General features: G+C 67.9%; 10 protein-coding genes. 1 reads left to right on the top strand and 9 read right to left on the bottom strand.

Going from position 1 to position 15,640, the window contains the following annotated elements; all coding sequences use genetic code 11:
* Positions 1–263: 263 nt before the first annotated feature.
* Complete coding sequence (locus tag ACYX7E_RS05005; RefSeq protein ID WP_462079473.1) at positions 264–923, top strand: thiopurine S-methyltransferase; 660 nt, start codon at positions 264–266, stop codon at positions 921–923.
* A gap of 78 nt (positions 924–1,001) precedes the next feature.
* Here ACYX7E_RS05005 and ACYX7E_RS05010 read toward each other — a convergent pair whose 3' ends face one another.
* The 9 genes from ACYX7E_RS05010 to ACYX7E_RS05050 form a co-directional block, all read right to left on the bottom strand.
* On the bottom strand, positions 1,002–2,513 hold the full coding sequence (locus ACYX7E_RS05010) for a serine hydrolase domain-containing protein (protein WP_462079474.1): 1,512 nt from the start codon (positions 2,511–2,513) through the stop codon (positions 1,002–1,004).
* Positions 2,514–2,664: 151 nt separating this feature from the next.
* Positions 2,665–4,008, bottom strand: coding sequence for an amidohydrolase family protein (locus ACYX7E_RS05015; RefSeq protein ID WP_462079475.1), 1,344 nt, complete (start codon positions 4,006–4,008; stop codon positions 2,665–2,667).
* Entirely contained in the window at positions 4,005–5,396 is a 1,392-nt protein-coding gene (locus ACYX7E_RS05020) for an amidohydrolase (protein WP_462079861.1), read from the bottom strand. Before ACYX7E_RS05020 ends, ACYX7E_RS05015 begins: the two co-directional genes overlap by 4 nt.
* 26 nt (positions 5,397–5,422) lie before the next feature.
* A complete protein-coding gene (locus ACYX7E_RS05025) occupies positions 5,423–6,958 on the bottom strand; it encodes a serine hydrolase domain-containing protein (protein ID WP_462079476.1) in 1,536 nt (511 codons plus the stop codon).
* 61 nt (positions 6,959–7,019) lie between these two features.
* Positions 7,020–8,825, bottom strand: a complete 1,806-nt coding sequence (locus tag ACYX7E_RS05030; protein ID WP_462079477.1) for a serine hydrolase domain-containing protein — start codon at positions 8,823–8,825, stop codon at positions 7,020–7,022.
* 22 nt (positions 8,826–8,847) lie between these two features.
* Positions 8,848–10,719, bottom strand: a complete 1,872-nt coding sequence (locus ACYX7E_RS05035) for a CocE/NonD family hydrolase (protein WP_462079478.1) — start codon at positions 10,717–10,719, stop codon at positions 8,848–8,850.
* Between the two features lie 153 nt (positions 10,720–10,872).
* Positions 10,873–12,483 (bottom strand): M20/M25/M40 family metallo-hydrolase, encoded by a 1,611-nt coding sequence (locus ACYX7E_RS05040; RefSeq protein ID WP_462079479.1) that lies wholly within the window; start codon positions 12,481–12,483, stop codon positions 10,873–10,875.
* A 178-nt stretch (positions 12,484–12,661) separates the two neighbouring features.
* Complete coding sequence (locus tag ACYX7E_RS05045) at positions 12,662–13,714, bottom strand: hypothetical protein (RefSeq protein WP_462079480.1); 1,053 nt, start codon at positions 13,712–13,714, stop codon at positions 12,662–12,664.
* Between the two features lie 205 nt (positions 13,715–13,919).
* Entirely contained in the window at positions 13,920–15,452 is a 1,533-nt protein-coding gene (locus ACYX7E_RS05050; RefSeq protein ID WP_462079481.1) for a serine hydrolase domain-containing protein, read from the bottom strand.
* Positions 15,453–15,640: the final 188 nt, after the last annotated feature.

Consider the following 15,640-nt stretch of genomic DNA (forward strand, 5'->3'; position numbering starts at 1 on the left):
GGCAGAAGGTGGATGGACTGGATGTCCAGTAGTTCTCCATCCCGGCGCGCTGCGGCGCGTTCGTGATCGCATTCGCCACATGCTATGGAGGCGCGGCAGAAGGTGGATGGACTGGATGTCCAGTAGTTCTCCGTCCCGGCGCGCTGCAGCGCATTCGTCATCGCGGCTAGCACGCGCCACGTTGCCACGATGACCGCCGGCCGATCGGACCGGATCGACCGGACGGCGTCTACGCATCGGACTGAATACAATGGAGCGTTCTGATGGAACAGGGTTTCTGGCACCAGCGTTGGGAGACAGGCCGCATCGGCTTCCACCAGGACCGGCCCTCGCCCCTGCTGGACAAGCACTGGCCGGCCCTTGCCCTGCCTGCCGGCAGCCGCGTGTTCGTGCCGCTGTGCGGGAAGTCGCTGGACATGGCCTGGCTGGCCGAACAGGGACATGCGGTGCTGGGCATCGAACTGTCGGAACTCGCGATCCGGCAGTTCTTCGATGAGCGCGGACTGTCGCCCGCGACGCACGCATCAGCGTCCGGCGTCCATTTCGTCGCCGGCCCCTATGAACTGATCTGCGGCGACGCCTTCGCCCTGCCGGACACGGTGCTGGCCGGCTGTGCCGGCGTCTACGACCGCGCCGCGCTGATCGCGCTGCCGCCACCGATGCGCGCCACCTATGTCGACACCGCCTGGCATCGCCTGCGGCCGGGCTGCCGCGGCCTGCTGATCACGCTGGAATACCCGCAGGCGCAGAAGGACGGTCCACCGTTCTCGGTGGAGGCGCCGGAAGTGCGAGAGCGATTCGCCGCCGACTGGACGGTCGACCTGCTCGAACGCCGTGACATCCTCGATCGCGAACCGGGCTTTGTCGCCGAAGGCGTCACCGCCTTGTCAACCTGCGCCTGGCGACTGGATCGACGCGACTGAGCGCGACCGCATCGGCCGCGTTTGCCGGGCGTAGTGCGCGGGACATCCGCGCCCCTGCCGGGCGACCTGCCGGCGCGATCATTCCTTGCGCAGGTGCACCCAGTACGTCATCGCCTCGCCGCGTGGCGGGTGCATCAGCTCGGAGTTGACCTCGAGCCCGCCTTCGAGCACGCCCGGGCGCTGCTTGAGCAGGAACTTCAGCCTGTAGGGCCAGTTGCGGTTCGCATCGGGCGTACCGATGTCACCGATCGTCGTGCCCTCCAGCCAGCCGTTCTCGAAGCTGGGCTTGTCGAGCAGGGTCATGGGCTGCTCGCCCAGCCTGGCGCGCACCTCGCCGGTTGCGAGCACCTGCAGCGTCAGCGGGACCTCGGCGACATGCGTGTGCACCGCGCCACGCCAGGTGCCCGCCAGGTCCGAGACCGGCGCCTGCTGCTTGTCGACCCGGGGCAGGCTGGCGGCGAACGAGCCCGGCGCCAGCGCCTGCTGGATGCCGTTGGCGATCTCGTCGACCTTGATCTTGTTGCGTTCGGGGCCGTACCAGCTGTTGTTGGCCAGTACCACCACGACCAGGCCCGCCGACGGCACGACCTGCAGCACCGTCGCTACGCCGGGCATGCCGCCGTACTTGCTGATCAGGCCGGGAAACGTCGCCAGCGTGTCGATGCCGGCGTCGGAAATGATCCTGGCCTGGCCGGGAATCCGTTGCTTCAGGTGGAACATGCCGAACAGCGCCAGGTCGTGCGCGCTCGAGTAGACATCGCCGGAACCGGGCGTCGGGATCCGGTAGAACGGGATCGGCTTGCCGTCGACCTCGTAGCGGATCGCCTGGTACGGCGCGAGTCCCGGACCGATATCGACCGAGGTATGCGTCATGCCCAGCTTCAGGAACACCTCGTTGCGCATGAAATCCGCGAACGTCTGCCCCGACACCCGCTCGACGCTGTAGCCGAGCAATCCGTATCCGAGGTTGGAATAGATCGAGCGCTCATCCGGCAACGCGATCAGGTTGCCGTAGCGCAGGATGGTCTCGTCCATCGTCGGCAGCGGGTACGGCTCGTCGGTAAAGAAGAACTGCGAATGCACCGGCACGCCCGCGGTATGCGATGCGACCCGTCGCACGGTCGCATCGCGGGCATCGCCGACGCGCGCGGTCAGCTTGGCGTCGCCGAGATAATCGTTGATCGGGCGATCCAGGTCGATCTTGCCCTGCTCGACCAGCACCATGATGGCGGTCATCGTCATCGGCTTGCTGACCGACGCCAGCGAGTACAGCGTATGCGCGTTGGCCGGGATCCGTCGTTCGCGGTCCGCCCAGCCGAAGCCCTCTTCCCAGAGAATGCGTCCGTGCTGGGCCACGGCCACCGCCACCGACGCGGTGCCCGTCTCGCGCATGCGCCGGACGATATCCTCGCGCAGCAGCGCGACCTTGCCGGCGTCGATCCTGCCGGCGTCGAGCGTGGCTGCCTCGAGCGCGCCTGCCTCGAGCGTGCTGCCATGGCCCGCGCCAGGCGCGGCGGCCTGCAAGGCAACAGGCAGGCAGCAGAGCGCGGCAAGCACGAGCAGGAGCGGGAGTGGGAACTGTCTGGTCATGTCTCGATTCCATGGACGTCGCGACAACGACGCCCGGCAAGAAAGGGAAGGTCCAACGTGGACCGGCAGATGCCTGGAGCTGGAACATGGAACGCTGTGACGGCGGACGATGACGCGGCATTCTCGCCGGCGCGGCCGTCCGAGCGTCGCCCTAGTTGGAGCTGGCCTGACCGGAACTGCCCTGCGCCGAAGCCCCCTGGGACGCACGCTCACGCAGATCGCCGGTGCGATCCGGATGCGCGGGATCCCGGTAGCGTTCGCGCAGCAGGCTCTGCCGGGTCTGCAGCGACATCGGCTTTCCGGCGATGAACACCGCCTGCGGTCGGCTCGACAACTGCAACGGATCGCCATTCCAGATCACTACGTCGGCGATCTTTCCCGCCTCCAGCGAGCCAAGGTCGCGCTCGACGCCGTAGATGCGCGCCGGATACAGCGTGATCGCCTTCAGCGCCTGTTCCCAGTCCAGTCCATGCGCGACCGCGTTGCCCGCGTATTGCGCCAGCCGTCGCGAGTTGTGCGGCACGCTGGCGCTGCTGCGCGACAACGGTGCGATCAGCACCATGACGCCGGCCGCCGACAGCCTTGCGGCGGACAGCTGGGTAGACGCCAACTGGTCGAAATCGAGCGGCAGGTTGTCGTAGCTGTCGAGGATCACCGGAATGCCCGCCGCGGCAAGACCGGCCGCGACCTTCCAGGCTTCGTTGCCGTGCAGCAGGCTCATCCGCACGCGTGGATAGCGCTGCTTCAACGCGACGACCTCGAGGATGTCGCTGCGCCGCTGCGCCCGCACCACCACCGGCACGTCGCCACGCACGATCCGGCCGACCACGCGCATGTCCTCAACATTGAGGCCGGCGAAGGCGGCCGGCGATCCGTTTTGGCGGGTGGCTTCGGCCAGCACGCGCTCGACCAGCGCCCGGCTGGCGCCGCGCGCGCCGCCGGCGAGTTGCGCGCCGCGCGCGCCGAGTTCCATGTACGCCGCCGCCTGCTCGACGAAGACCGGCGCATCCGGGTTGCCCAGGTCGATCAGCGCCGCGAAGCCGGCAAACAGCGATCGCGCGGCGGACGGGAATGTCGCCGCCCGCGTAATGCCGCGCTGGCGTGCCGTGGCCAGCAGCATCGAATCGGGATTGACGCCGGCAGCGACTTCGAACGCCGCCGCATCCGGCCCTGTGGCCGCCGACTGGTCCTGCGGCGACAGCACCCACTCCACTTCGGACAGCCCGAGCATGCTCCAGGGATCGAACAGGCCCGGCGTCACCCACGCGCCCGTGGCGTCGACGACCTGCGCGTCGGCAGGCACCGGGACTGTCTCCCCGACCGCGACGATCCTGCCGTTGTCGAGCAGCACGGTGGCGCGCGGCAACGTCCCCGCGGGGCCGGCGGTGCTGACCTTGCCGCCAACAATCGCGATCATCTGCGCCCAACCGGCCTGCGGCAGCACCAGCGCCAGCGCCAGCGCCAGCGATGCGCGACACACCTGCGCGCGGCTCATTGCAGGTCCTCGCGTTCGGACAGGCCCAGCTCGAAATCGTCGAGCGGCAGGCGCACCGGGTCGGTGCGGCTGTAGGCCAGCGCACCATCGATGTAGACCTTTTCGGCGCGTGTGTAGATCGAGAACGGATGCCCGTCCCACAGCACCACGTCGCCCATTTTTCCCGACTCGAGCGTGCCGACGCGGTCGTCGATGCGCAGCAGCCTGGCGGGATTGAGCGACAGCCACTCCCACGCCTTGGCATCGTCGATGGTAAGCCCCATCGCGCGACCGTCCGCCAATGCGGACGCAACTTCCTGGTTGAGATGCTGGATGCCGATCGCATGGTCGGAATGGATCATCACGCACGCGCCCGCATGCTGGGTCATCGGCAGGTTTTCCGGCACCGCATCCAGCGACTCCATCGTGTAACCCCACCAGTCCGACCACAGCGCGGCGCAGACGCCCTCGCGCGCGAGCAGGTCGGCGATCTTGTAGGCCTCGGGGGCATGGTGGAATGCACCGATGCGGAAACCGAAGTCGCTGGCCAGCGTCATCATCAGGGCCATCTCGTCGGCACGGTGGCAGTGGACATGCACGACGACCTCACCGCGCAGGATGCCCAGCAACGTCTGCAGGCCCAGCTCGCCACCGACCAGGGTCCAGTCGATGTCGGCGGCATCGCGCTGCCCATCGCGCCAGCGCTGCGCTTCGATGAACGCCGAACGCACCAGCTTGAAGTTGCCCATCCGCGTGGTCGGTGCGACGCCGAGGCTGCCCCAGCCACGTCCCAGGTTGTAGGTGGTCTTGGGATTCTCGCCGCAGGCCATCTTGACGCCCGGCGCGGCGCCGGGAAACTTCATCTCGGCGACGCTGCGCGCGCCGACGTTCTTGATGACGACGGTGCGTCCGCCGATCAGGTTGGCCGACCCCGGCAGGATCTGCATCGCCGTGACGCCTCCGGCGAGTGCGCGCGAGAAGCCCGGATCCTGCGGCCAGATCGCATCCTCGACGCGCACGCCGGGCTGGATCGGCCCGCTGGTTTCGTTGATGTCGCCGTGGCCGCGCACCGACGGCGACGGCGCCGCCCCCAGATGACTGTGCACGTCGATGATGCCGGGCGTGACCCACTTGCCGCGGCCATCGATGATCTGCGCGCCGGCAGGTGCCGCCACGACCGCGCCGATCTCGGCGATCCGCCCGTCCACCAGCAGCACGCTGCCCGGCCGCAGCATGCCACCGCGGCCGTCGAACACGGTGGCATCGCGGATCAACACCGGGCCGCTGCGCGCTGGCGCATAACGCGTACGCACGTCCAGCGGAACGCCTGCGCGGGCGGCTGCACTGGCACCGGACCCTGGCCTTGCCGCAACGGCGGGCAGCGCCGACACCATGCACACCAGGCCCATCATCAACCACCGCGCGATACGGGGCATCACTGGCGACTCAACTCGATCCAGTGCGTCAGCGCATTGCCGACGCGGGGTTCGTCGCTGCCCATCGCTTCGGCCGCGCCGTTCATGACCTCTCCGCGCAGCTTCAGCGACAGCGCGACGGTATAGCGCTGACGCTCGGTATCGGGGGTACCGATGCGTGCATTCAGGCTGCCATGGAACACGTCGCCTTCCAGATAAGGCTTGTCCACCAGGGTCGGTAACTGGTCGGCGAACACCGCATGCACATCACCGCTGGGCAGGAACCGCAGCTCCACCGGGACGTCGCCGACATAGGTCGACAGCGTGCCCTTCCACGTGCCCAGCAGTTGCGGGGTCATGACGAACGCGGGCGGACTCCACGGCTTGCGCGGCACACCGGTCCAGCCCGGCAACAGTGTGGCGACGACCTTGTCGGCGACCTGGAACGGCAGGTCGTTGCGCGAATTGCTCAGGACCACGACGGCCAGGCCCTGGTCCGGAAACAACTGCATCTGCGTCGAGACCCCGCCCATGCCGCCGCTGTGTTCGACGAGGCGATGGCCGCCGACCGTGCGGACCGCGAACCCGACGCTGTAGCCGCTGTCGGCCCAGCCATCCGAGGTGCGCCGATGCATCTCGTCGATCGAGGCGTCGCTGAGGATCGCGCGCTGGTCCGGCAGGTGCGCCTTGAGGTTGAACATACCGTAGCGGACGAGGTCGTGCGCGCTCGAGAACACCGCCGACGCGCCGGGATGATCGAAGTCGTAGAACGGGATCGGCAGGCCATCGGGGCCATAGCGGGTCGCCGTGAAGGCCCCGAGGCCCGGGCCGATATCGACCGAGGTCCGCGTCAGGCCGAGCGGGACGAACACCTCACGCCGCATGTAGTCGGCGTAACGCTGGCCGGAGACACGCTCGATGATGTAGTCGAGGATGCCGTAGCCGAGGTTGGAGTAGGCATAGCGCTCGCCGGGCGCGGCGATCAGGTTGCCATAGCGGAGGATGGTCTCGTCCATCGACGGTCGCGCGTACGGCTCGTCGGCGTAGAAGAACTGGGCATGCAGCGGCAAGCCGGAGGTGTGGTTGGCGACGCGCCGCACGGTCGCTTGGCGCGCATCGCCGACCCGCGCGCGCAGTTTCGCGCTGCCCAGGTAGTCGTTCGCGGGCCTGTCGAGATCGATCTTGCCCGCCTGCACCAGGGTCATCAGCCCGGTGCCGGTGATCGGCTTGGAGATCGACGCCAGCGAGTACATCGTGTGTTCGTCGGCCAGCCTGCGTTGTTCGCGGTCGGCCCAGCCGAAACCCTCCTCCCACAGGATCCTGCCGTCCTTGGCGACCGCGACGGAGATCGAGGGCACCGACTGGCGGACGAGCTCCTCGCGGATGAACTGGCGGACATCCTCGAAGCGGTCCGCCGCGAGGGCCGGCCCGGCCCAGCCGCAGGCGCACAACAGCAGTGCCAGCGCGCCGGTCGCGCGCGAGGCACGCGAGCTGCCACGGTGGACGCCGGAGGAACGCGCCGGGTGCGCCATGTCAAAAGCGTGTTGCTGGATCACGGGTGGCTCCGGTCAAGGTCATGCTGGATCGATGGCGGGCATCTCCCGGGGTGCGCGCCGGTCATGGCGCCACCCGCGTCAATGCGATGCTGCGGACCCGCGGGCTGTGCATGCGGACGCGATCGGCCCGGCCCTGCGCATCGATGTCGAAGGTGAACGCATAGGGCACGCTACCGCTGCGCAGCGTCGTCGCGGCAGAGTCGAACCTGCCGGCGGTGACCTGCACCAGTACGATCGGTGCGTCGTGCCACAGCAGGCGCGCCACCAGGCGGCCATCCTCGACCGCGAAGGTGTACGTGACGTCGAGCTCATCGCTGTGATACGCGCCGGTCAGCGGCTGCCATGCGGCGGCATCGCCGCGCATGGGCGGCACGCGCCGGTAGCGCGTGGCCGCGCCCGCGACCGGCACGCGCTCCAGCGCCGCGACCGCGGCAGACCCGCCGTCGACGGCCGTCGTCGCGCGGAAGAATTCGCCCGGCCGCTTTCCGGTATCGAAGCTGCCATCGTCGCGCAGGGTCAGCACCTGCCCGGCCTTGTCGCCGATCTGGCGCATGCGCAGCGCGGCGCCATCGCGTTCGAGTACGAGCGCGGGCCGGGTCTCGGCCACGTAGATGCCCGTCAGCCGCTCCAGCATTGTCGCGGCCGGCGCGCGCAGCGCTGCCGGGCCTGCCGGCGCGCTGGCGGGAGGCACCGGTGGCAGGTAGAGATCGGCGACCGCCATCGCGACCTCGACCACCTCGACATCGGAATTGCTCAGCACCGCGATGCCGAGGTCATGCGCGGGATAGTAGACGAAGTAGGACATGACATTGACGTCCACGCCCATGTGGCTGATCGCCTCACGTCCTCCCTGCGGCAGATCGAACAGACCAAAGCCGTAATGCAGCGGACTGCCGTCGCGCAGGGTGCCGCCGCGCGTGACCATCCCGATCAGCGCCTTGTCGCCGACGCGGGGATGCCCGAAGTTGCCCGACCACGCCGCAAGATCCTCGATCGTGGTCAACAGGCCATCCGGGCCGGCGCCGCCGGCCGAGCTGCGCATGCGCTTCCAGCCGCCGCCGGCCAGCTTGTCGTAGTGGAACGCCCTGCCCGGGGTCACCTCGCAGCAGTCGTCGATGAAACCTGTGTTCACCATCCGCAGTGGCGCGAACATCCGCTGCGACGTGAACTCGCGCAGCGTCTTGCCGCTGACGGCATGGACGATCTCGGCCATCAGCGTGTAGGCGGTGTTGCCGTACAGGAAATCCGTGCCGGGTGCGAAGTTCAGTTCGCGCTGGCGGGCGATGACCTGACGCAACTGCGCCTGCGTCACCAGGTCGCGCAGGTCGCGACCGCTGAGCAGGATCAGTTCGTACTGTTCGCGCAGTCCGTTGGTATGGTGGACCAGGTCGCGGGTCGTGATCGCCTGGCCCAGATCGGGAAACCAGGGCAGGTAGCGACGGATATCGGCATCGAGGTCGACCTTGCCGTCCTGCACCAGCAGCGCGATCGCGAAGGCGGTGAACTGCTTGGAGACGCTGGAGACATAGAACGGCGTGCGCGGGGTGATCGGCGCGCCGGTTTCCAGGTCGGCCACGCCAAAGCCCTTGGCATAGACGATGCGCCCCGCCCGGTAGACGCCCACCGCGGCACCGGGCTGCCCCGGTGTCACGTGCCTGGCCATCAACGCTTCGATGGCGGCCGCCTGCGTGTCCGCGTTCGGACCCTCGTCCAACGCGGTGCCGACCGCAGCGCCCGCCGCCGAAGCCTGGACCGGCAGGGCCGCCAGCACGGTCACCATCCACAGCAGCGCGCAGGCGTCAAGGGCACGCCTGCACAGCCACCCGCGACGTGGACAGGTGCGGTCGATCATGGCGGTCGCTGGCATCGCGCGTGTCTCCTCGCCCGGGTCAGCGCGGGATGATCGGCAGCACGATGTGCGACGGATAGTTGCGCGCGTGGTGGATGGTCTGCGTGGCCTTCACCATCTGCGCATCCTCGCCGAACGTGTGCCCCGTGTTGGGATTGCGGTCGAAACGCGGGAAGTTGCTGCTGGAGATGTCCACGCGGATGCGATGCCCCTGCTTGAACAGGTTGCTGGTCGCCACCAGGTCGATCGTGTACTCGTAAACCTTGCCCGGCTCGATCAGCCGGGGCTGCTTCAGCGATTCGCGATAGCGCGCGCGGATGATGCCGTCGGCCAGGTTGTAGGCCTTGCCATCGGGATGCACGTCGATGAGTTTCGCGGTGAAGTCGGTGTCGGGCGCCGTCGAGGCCGCGTACAGGGTCATCGTGATCGGACCAGTGACTTCGGTATCGCGTTGCAGCGGTTCGGTCGAGAACACCAGCACGTCCTGGCGCGACGACAGGTCGCCCTGCTCGGCCGGGCCCGCGCCCAGCGGCACCGGCAGCAGGTTGCCGCCACGCGTCGGCACCGGGTTCGCCGGATCGTAGACGTAGGTGTCGGCGCCTTCGTTGGCCGGCGCGCGCGTGTCCAGGCGTCCGTTGCCCTGCGCGGTATTGGCCTTGCCGTCGCTGTGCAGGTAGTACTTGGTGTACTGCGCGCGTGCCAGCGGCCAGTCCTGCTCGGAGCGCCAGACGTTCTCGCCCATGACGAACAGACGCACCGGCGGCTCGCGCAGGAAGCCGGTGTCCTCGCCCTTGAGCCAATGGTCGAACCAGCGCACCTGCATCTGCTCGATGCCGCCCTTGGCATCGGGACCGAAGTCCAGCGCCGGCGTCCAGTCGCGGCTGACGAAGTGGTTCCACGGGCCGATGACCAGCTTCTGGCCCTGACGCGCCTTCTCGCTGTAGGCCCCGTCGCGCATGCCGGTATAGCTCGCCAGCGTGCCACCCAGGAACGCGTCGTACCAGCCGCCGATGTTCAGCGCCGGCACGTCGATCTCGGGGATGCGCGCCTCGGCATTGAGGTTGTCCCAGTAGCTGTCCTCGCTGGGATGCGCGATCCAGTCGCGCCAGTACGGCAGGTCGTAGCCGAACGCGGTATCCATGTCCTTCAACGGCAGGTGGTTGCGCATGCGCTCCCAATCGAAACCGGTCTGCCCGGTGCGTCCGGCCATGTAGAACGCCCAGTCGATGCGCGAGGCCAGCTGGAACGCGCCACCGGAGTAGGCCACGCTCTTGTAGTAGTTGAACGGCGAGACCATCGGGATCAGCGCCACCAGCGACGGCGAGCGCAGGTGCGCCGACAGCCACTGCACCGACGCGCCATAGGAACTGCCGACCATGCCGATCTTGCCGCTCGACCAGGGCTGGCTGCCGACCCATTGCTGGGTGTCGTAGCCGTCGGCAAGCTCGGCCGCATACGGGTAGTAATGCCCTTCGGAATCGTAGCGCCCGCGCACGTCCTGGTTGACCACGGCATAACCGCGCTTGATCCATTCGGTCGCGCCGGCCAGACCACCCGAACCATTGCCGTACGCGCCGCGTGTCAGCACCACCGGATAGCGGCCGGGCTTGGCCGGACGATAGATGTCGGTCGACAGCCGCACGCCATCGCGCATCGGCACCATGACGTTGTATTGCGCGATGACCTCGGGATCCTTTTCCGGCGCGGTCTGCGCGCTGGCGGGCTGCGGGGCGCCGGGCGCGACAGGCGCGGTCTGCGCCTGCGCCGTGGAGGCGACGGACGCAATCGCCAGGACGGCGGCGCAGGCGTATCGCAATGGGGCGGCCCGGAGGGCGACGGACGGTCCGGCTGCGACGATCGCATCGAACGACGCAGCAGGCTGGCGGAAATGGCGGGCGCTGGAGTGGTTCATGTTCGGTCTCGGTGCGGTTGCCGGCCGGGGGCGGTGGCTGGAACGATCCGGTCAGACCGGATCAGCGCCCATGGCTGGCGATGTGGATGGAAAACCGGGTAGCGACCTGCGTGCAGCATGCGATGCAGGTCGCGGCGTGCGGATCGCGTTGGCTCAGTCTGCGTCGTCCTCGATTGCGAAGGGATCGGTGGCTTTCGGCGTGCGCGGCAGCGGCATGCGCGGCAGCGGCTCGTCGCTGTCGGCGGCACGCAGCAGCATCGTCGCCAGGATCACCGCTGCCTGCTTCATGTCTTCGATGCGCAGGTGGTCGTAGCTGTCCAGGCTGGTGTGGTGGATGCGGCTGTCGTAGTCCAGCGGGTCCTGGATGAACTGGAAGCCGGGAATGCCGACCGCCTGCATGACCACATGGTCGGTGCCGCCGGTCGGTGCCGCCGCCACCTGGGTGGCGCCCATGCTGGCGAACGGCGCCAGCCACTGCTGGAAGATCGGCACCACCGCGATGTTGCCTTCGGTATGGATGCCGCGGATCTTGCCCGAGCCATTGTCGAGGTTGAAGTACGCCGACAGCGCCCGATAGCCCGGGCCCGGCGTGATCGGCCAGCGCGCATCCCAGGTGTAGTAGGGATTGACGGTCTTGAGGTCCGGATTGGTTTCCGGCGGACGGCTGGCCAGATGCTTCTCGACATAGTCCAGCGAGCCGAGGATGCCCTGCTCCTCGCCCGACCACAGCGCGAACCGGATCGTGCGCTTGGGCTTGACGCCCAGCGTGCTCAGGATGCGCGCCGCCTCCATGATCACCGCGCTGCCGGCGGCATTGTCCTGCGCGCCGTCGGACGCAACCCAGCTGTCGAGGTGCGCGCCGGCCATGACATAGCCGGCCTTCGCATCGCGTCCGGGAATGTCGGCGATGATGTTGTAGGCCTTGCTGTCCTCGTCGTGGAAGCGCACGGCGCTGTTGATCTCCAGCGTCGGCGCGAGGCCGGAGACGTAGAGCCTGGCGATCTGGCGGTAGTCCTCGGCGGCCAGTTCCACGCCCGGCAGGCGTGCGGTCTGCCCGACCTGGTAGCCGTAGCCCTCGCCTTGCACCAGGCCGCCATCGCGACGGGCCTTCCTCGCCCAGGCCACGGCGCCCTCGGCAGCCAGGAAGGCGTCGCGTCGCGCGTCGAAGGTCGCCTGGCGGACGCGTTTGGCCAGGGCCGTCGGCGTGACCACACCGCGCGGCTGCTCGTAGGTATCGAGTCCGGCGAGCTCGTCGCCTGCGATGCGCTTGAAGGCAGGCTCGGCAGGTTCGGACCCGGTGTCCGGGCGCGTCACCAGCACGATCTTGCCACGCAGCTGTCCCCGCCATTTGTCGAAATCGCGATCGCGCACCATCGGCGCCACGATCACCGGCGCATTCAAGGCGCCCTGCGTGGCTGGCGTCCATGCGATCGGGATCGCGCGGTACTGGATCGCCCTCGGGGTCAGCAGGCGCACGCTGGAGCGTTCGATGGACCAGCCGCGACCGAACTCGAAACCGTCGGCATGGACGTTCTTCAGGCCCCAGTCGCGATAGCGCTGCTGGGTCCAGCGTTCGGCTTCGCGCATCTGCGGTGAATTGGTCAGGCGACCACCGATGCGATCGGTCAGGTGCGAGGCCGTCTCGGGCAGTTCGCTGTGGTTGAAGCCTTCATCGACGATGCGATTGACGATCAGCAGATCGTCGGCGATGGCGACGCCGGGCAGTATGGCGGACAGCAGGAACACGGAAAGCAGGCGACGCATGTGGGATCTCCATGGAGGGCGCGGGGCGCCGATGTCCGTGCGCCGCCGACCGGCGGCGGCGCACGTCTGGAACACGGAGGGATGGAGGGACGTGCTCGGCATCGGCGGGTCGCGTCCCTGCCTGACCGTCACCAGACGTTCCATCGATCCGCTGTTGCGGTGAACGCCGGGCCCGCGCTTACTCCGGCTTGTAGGTCATGACGACAAAGCTGTCGGGGTGGTAGGTCTCGGTGGTCTTGCCCTCGGCGTCCGGCGCCGAACTGGTGAACGCGGCGTTGACCACGTACAGGCGACCGTCGCGATCGTCCATCGTCATCATCCGCGCGCCCATGTGGGTGCCGACCGTGCCCAGCAACTTGAAATCGTTGGCGCCGTTCTGGCCGATGACGCTCAGGGTGCCGTCATAGTTGGACGTGACGATGCGGTGGCGCTGCTCGTCGACCGCGAAGCCATCGAGGCTGGCGCCGATCGGGAACGTCGTGATCATGCGGCCGGTGTCCGCATCGAGCGCGAAGAACATCGGCTTGACGCTGCCGCATGCGCCCAGCACGCGGTTGGTGCTGGCCTGGTAGCGCACCTTGGAGACGGTGCATCCGACCTCCCAGCGTGCCTTCTCTTCCAACGTATTGGCGTCGAGCACCAGCACGATGCTGTCCCGGCGTGCGGGCGCGAACAGGCGACCCTTGCCGTCCGTGGCCGGGTCGTCCATCTTGCGGAACGGGAACACCGTGGTCTTGAGCAGCTTGCCGGTCGCGGCGTCGAGCGTGAACCAGGTCGATTCCTTCGGGCGACCGCCGACGATGGCGTGGATCTGCTTGGTGTAGGGATCGTAGATGGCGCTGTTGAGGCCACCATCCTTGGCCAGCGGATCGCGCGAGATCGGCCGAAGGGTCTTGAGGTCGACCGTCAACAGCGAGCCGTCGTCCATCGCGATGTAGCCGCGGTTGTACTGCGGCAACAACAGCGGGCCGTTGGCCCCCACCGAGTTCTCGACGGTGGTGATGACCTTGTTGGTATCGACGTCGTACACGGTCAGGCCATCGGCCAGGCGCGCCATGAACAGCCGGCTGGTGCCGGGCTGCATCTTGATGTAGTCGTAACCGGTGTCGGTGCTCGGCAGCGTCGTGGAGCTCTGCTGGGTGTACAGCAGGTCTCCCGCGACAGCCGGGGCTGCGACGACCGCGCAGGCGATGGCCGAAAGCGCCGACAACAGGAGCGGGCGGAGTGTCATGTATTGATCCTTGTCTGGTGCATTGCTGGAACCCGATGGCGACGGCTGGATCCGGATGGAATGCCGGCCAGCAGGCGGGGATGAAGAGACGCGGTCTTTCGAGAGCGGTAGTGGCGGGACGAAGGGCAGCCGGAGAAGTCGCCGGGCGACCCGGACGAGGCCGCGACCTGTTGGCGTCGCGGCCCTGCCCGGCACGTCCGGGAGATCAGCCGCCGTCGGCCACCTTCTGCAGGTCCGCCCAATGCGGCAGGCCGAAGATCCAGAAGCCGTCGAATACCGAGACCGCCGTGGCGGAACCGTTGAGGCGATCGCCACGCAGCTTCAGGTACAGCGAGACGGTATGCGGCTGGCGCTTGGTGTCGGCGGTCTGGATCTGCGCCATCGTGCTGCCGGTCAGCTCGCCGTCCTTGAACGCGACGCGGTTGACCAGTGCTTCCTGCAGGAAGGTACTGCGATTGGGATAACGCGGCTCACCGCCGATGCGCACGTGGGTGTCGCCAGTCGGCAGCACCTTCAGTTCCATCGGCTGTTCGCCTTCGGGCGTCCGCACCGTGCCCTTCCAGGTGCCGACCAGCTCGGGCGCCGGCTTGAACGGCGTGGCGGCGGTGGCGGGCTTGGCCGGCTCCGGCGCAGCCTGGTGGTAGGACGGCAGCAGCGCCTTCAGGATCGCGGTCCGCAGGACGCCGCTGGCGGCGCCATCGGCATTGCCGAGCACGACGATGCCGGTGTTCTCTTCGGGAATCATCGCGAAGTTGGAGCTGACGCCCGAGGTCGAGCCGTTGTGGCCGATGTAGCGGTAGCCGTCTTCTTCCCAGACGATCCAGCCGAAGGCATAGCCCATGCCGTCCTTGGAGACGCCGGTCGGCTGTCCCTCGATGATCGCATCGCTGGTCAGCAGGTCGATGGAGCGGCTGCTGAGGATCTGCTTCTGACCGGGGACCCGGTTCTTCAGCACGAACATGCCGAATTTCGCGAGATCGTGCGCACTCGAGTACACCGAGGCCGATCCCGGCTCGGCCGAGACGTAGAACGGGATCGGGTTGCGGTCGAAGTCGTAGCGGACGGCCTGGAACTTCTCCAGCCCCGGCGCGAGGTTCACCGACGACCGCATCATGCCCAGCGGCTGGAACAGGTCCTGCAGCATGAAGTCGTCGTAGCTTTTACCCGAGACCTTCGAGATCAGGTGGCCCAAGGCGCCATAGCCGATGTTGGAATAGCGGTAGCGCTCGCCCGCGGGTGCGACCAGGATGCCGTAGCGACGGAGCTCCTCGCCCATCGACGGGGCATTGGCCACTTCATCGCCGTAGAAGAACTGGTCCGCACCCGGCAGGCCGGCAGTGTGGTTGGCGACGCGACGCACCGTGACCTGCCTGGGGTCGCCGATCATCGATGTCAGCGTGTCCTGGCCCAGGTACTGGTTGATCGGCGCATCGATGTCGACGCGGCCGGATTGCACCAGGGTCATCAGGCCGGTCGCCGTCATCGTCTTCGACAGCGAGGCCAGGCAGAACATGGTGTTGGCATCGGCGGCGACACCGTTCTCCTTGTCGGCCAGGCCGAAGCCCTCCTCCCACAGGATCTTGCCGTCGCGCCAGACGGCCACCGACATCGCCGGGATGTTGTTTTTCTGCATGTGCTCGCGGACCAGCGTGCGGGCATCGTCGAACCTGTCTGCCCAGGCCAGCGATGGCAGCAGGCAGAAGATCAGCAGGCCGGTGAATCTTGCAAGTGTGCGCATTGCGTGCGTTCCATGGTTCGAAGGGTGGACACCCGGCAGTGGTGGCTGCCTGGCGTGGTGGTGTGATGCAAACGCCCGGCAGGGAGCGCCTGCCGGCATCCGCGCAGCACCGGGGTGTTGTCGCGCGGCACGTCGTCGATGTCTGTTGCCGATGTCTGTTGCCGATGTCTGTCGCAGTGCGATCGCCG

The sequence above is a fragment of the Luteimonas sp. RIT-PG2_3 genome, from assembly GCF_054902115.1.

What these genes read in the sequence shown, in the direction of transcription:
- ACYX7E_RS05045 (WP_462079480.1), bottom strand. Translation starts at nt 13,714, where the DNA reads ATGACACTCCGCCCGCTCCTGTTGTCGGCGCTTTCGGCCATCGCCTGC.
- ACYX7E_RS05020 (WP_462079861.1), bottom strand. Translation starts at nt 5,396, where the DNA reads ATGGGCCTGGTGTGCATGGTGTCGGCGCTGCCCGCCGTTGCGGCAAGG.
- ACYX7E_RS05010 (WP_462079474.1), bottom strand. Translation starts at nt 2,513, where the DNA reads ATGACCAGACAGTTCCCACTCCCGCTCCTGCTCGTGCTTGCCGCGCTC.
- ACYX7E_RS05030 (WP_462079477.1), bottom strand. Translation starts at nt 8,825, where the DNA reads ATGCCAGCGACCGCCATGATCGACCGCACCTGTCCACGTCGCGGGTGG.
- ACYX7E_RS05005 (WP_462079473.1), top strand. Translation starts at nt 264, where the DNA reads ATGGAACAGGGTTTCTGGCACCAGCGTTGGGAGACAGGCCGCATCGGC.
- ACYX7E_RS05015 (WP_462079475.1), bottom strand. Translation starts at nt 4,008, where the DNA reads ATGAGCCGCGCGCAGGTGTGTCGCGCATCGCTGGCGCTGGCGCTGGCG.
- ACYX7E_RS05035 (WP_462079478.1), bottom strand. Translation starts at nt 10,719, where the DNA reads ATGAACCACTCCAGCGCCCGCCATTTCCGCCAGCCTGCTGCGTCGTTC.
- ACYX7E_RS05050 (WP_462079481.1), bottom strand. Translation starts at nt 15,452, where the DNA reads ATGCGCACACTTGCAAGATTCACCGGCCTGCTGATCTTCTGCCTGCTG.
- ACYX7E_RS05040 (WP_462079479.1), bottom strand. Translation starts at nt 12,483, where the DNA reads ATGCGTCGCCTGCTTTCCGTGTTCCTGCTGTCCGCCATACTGCCCGGC.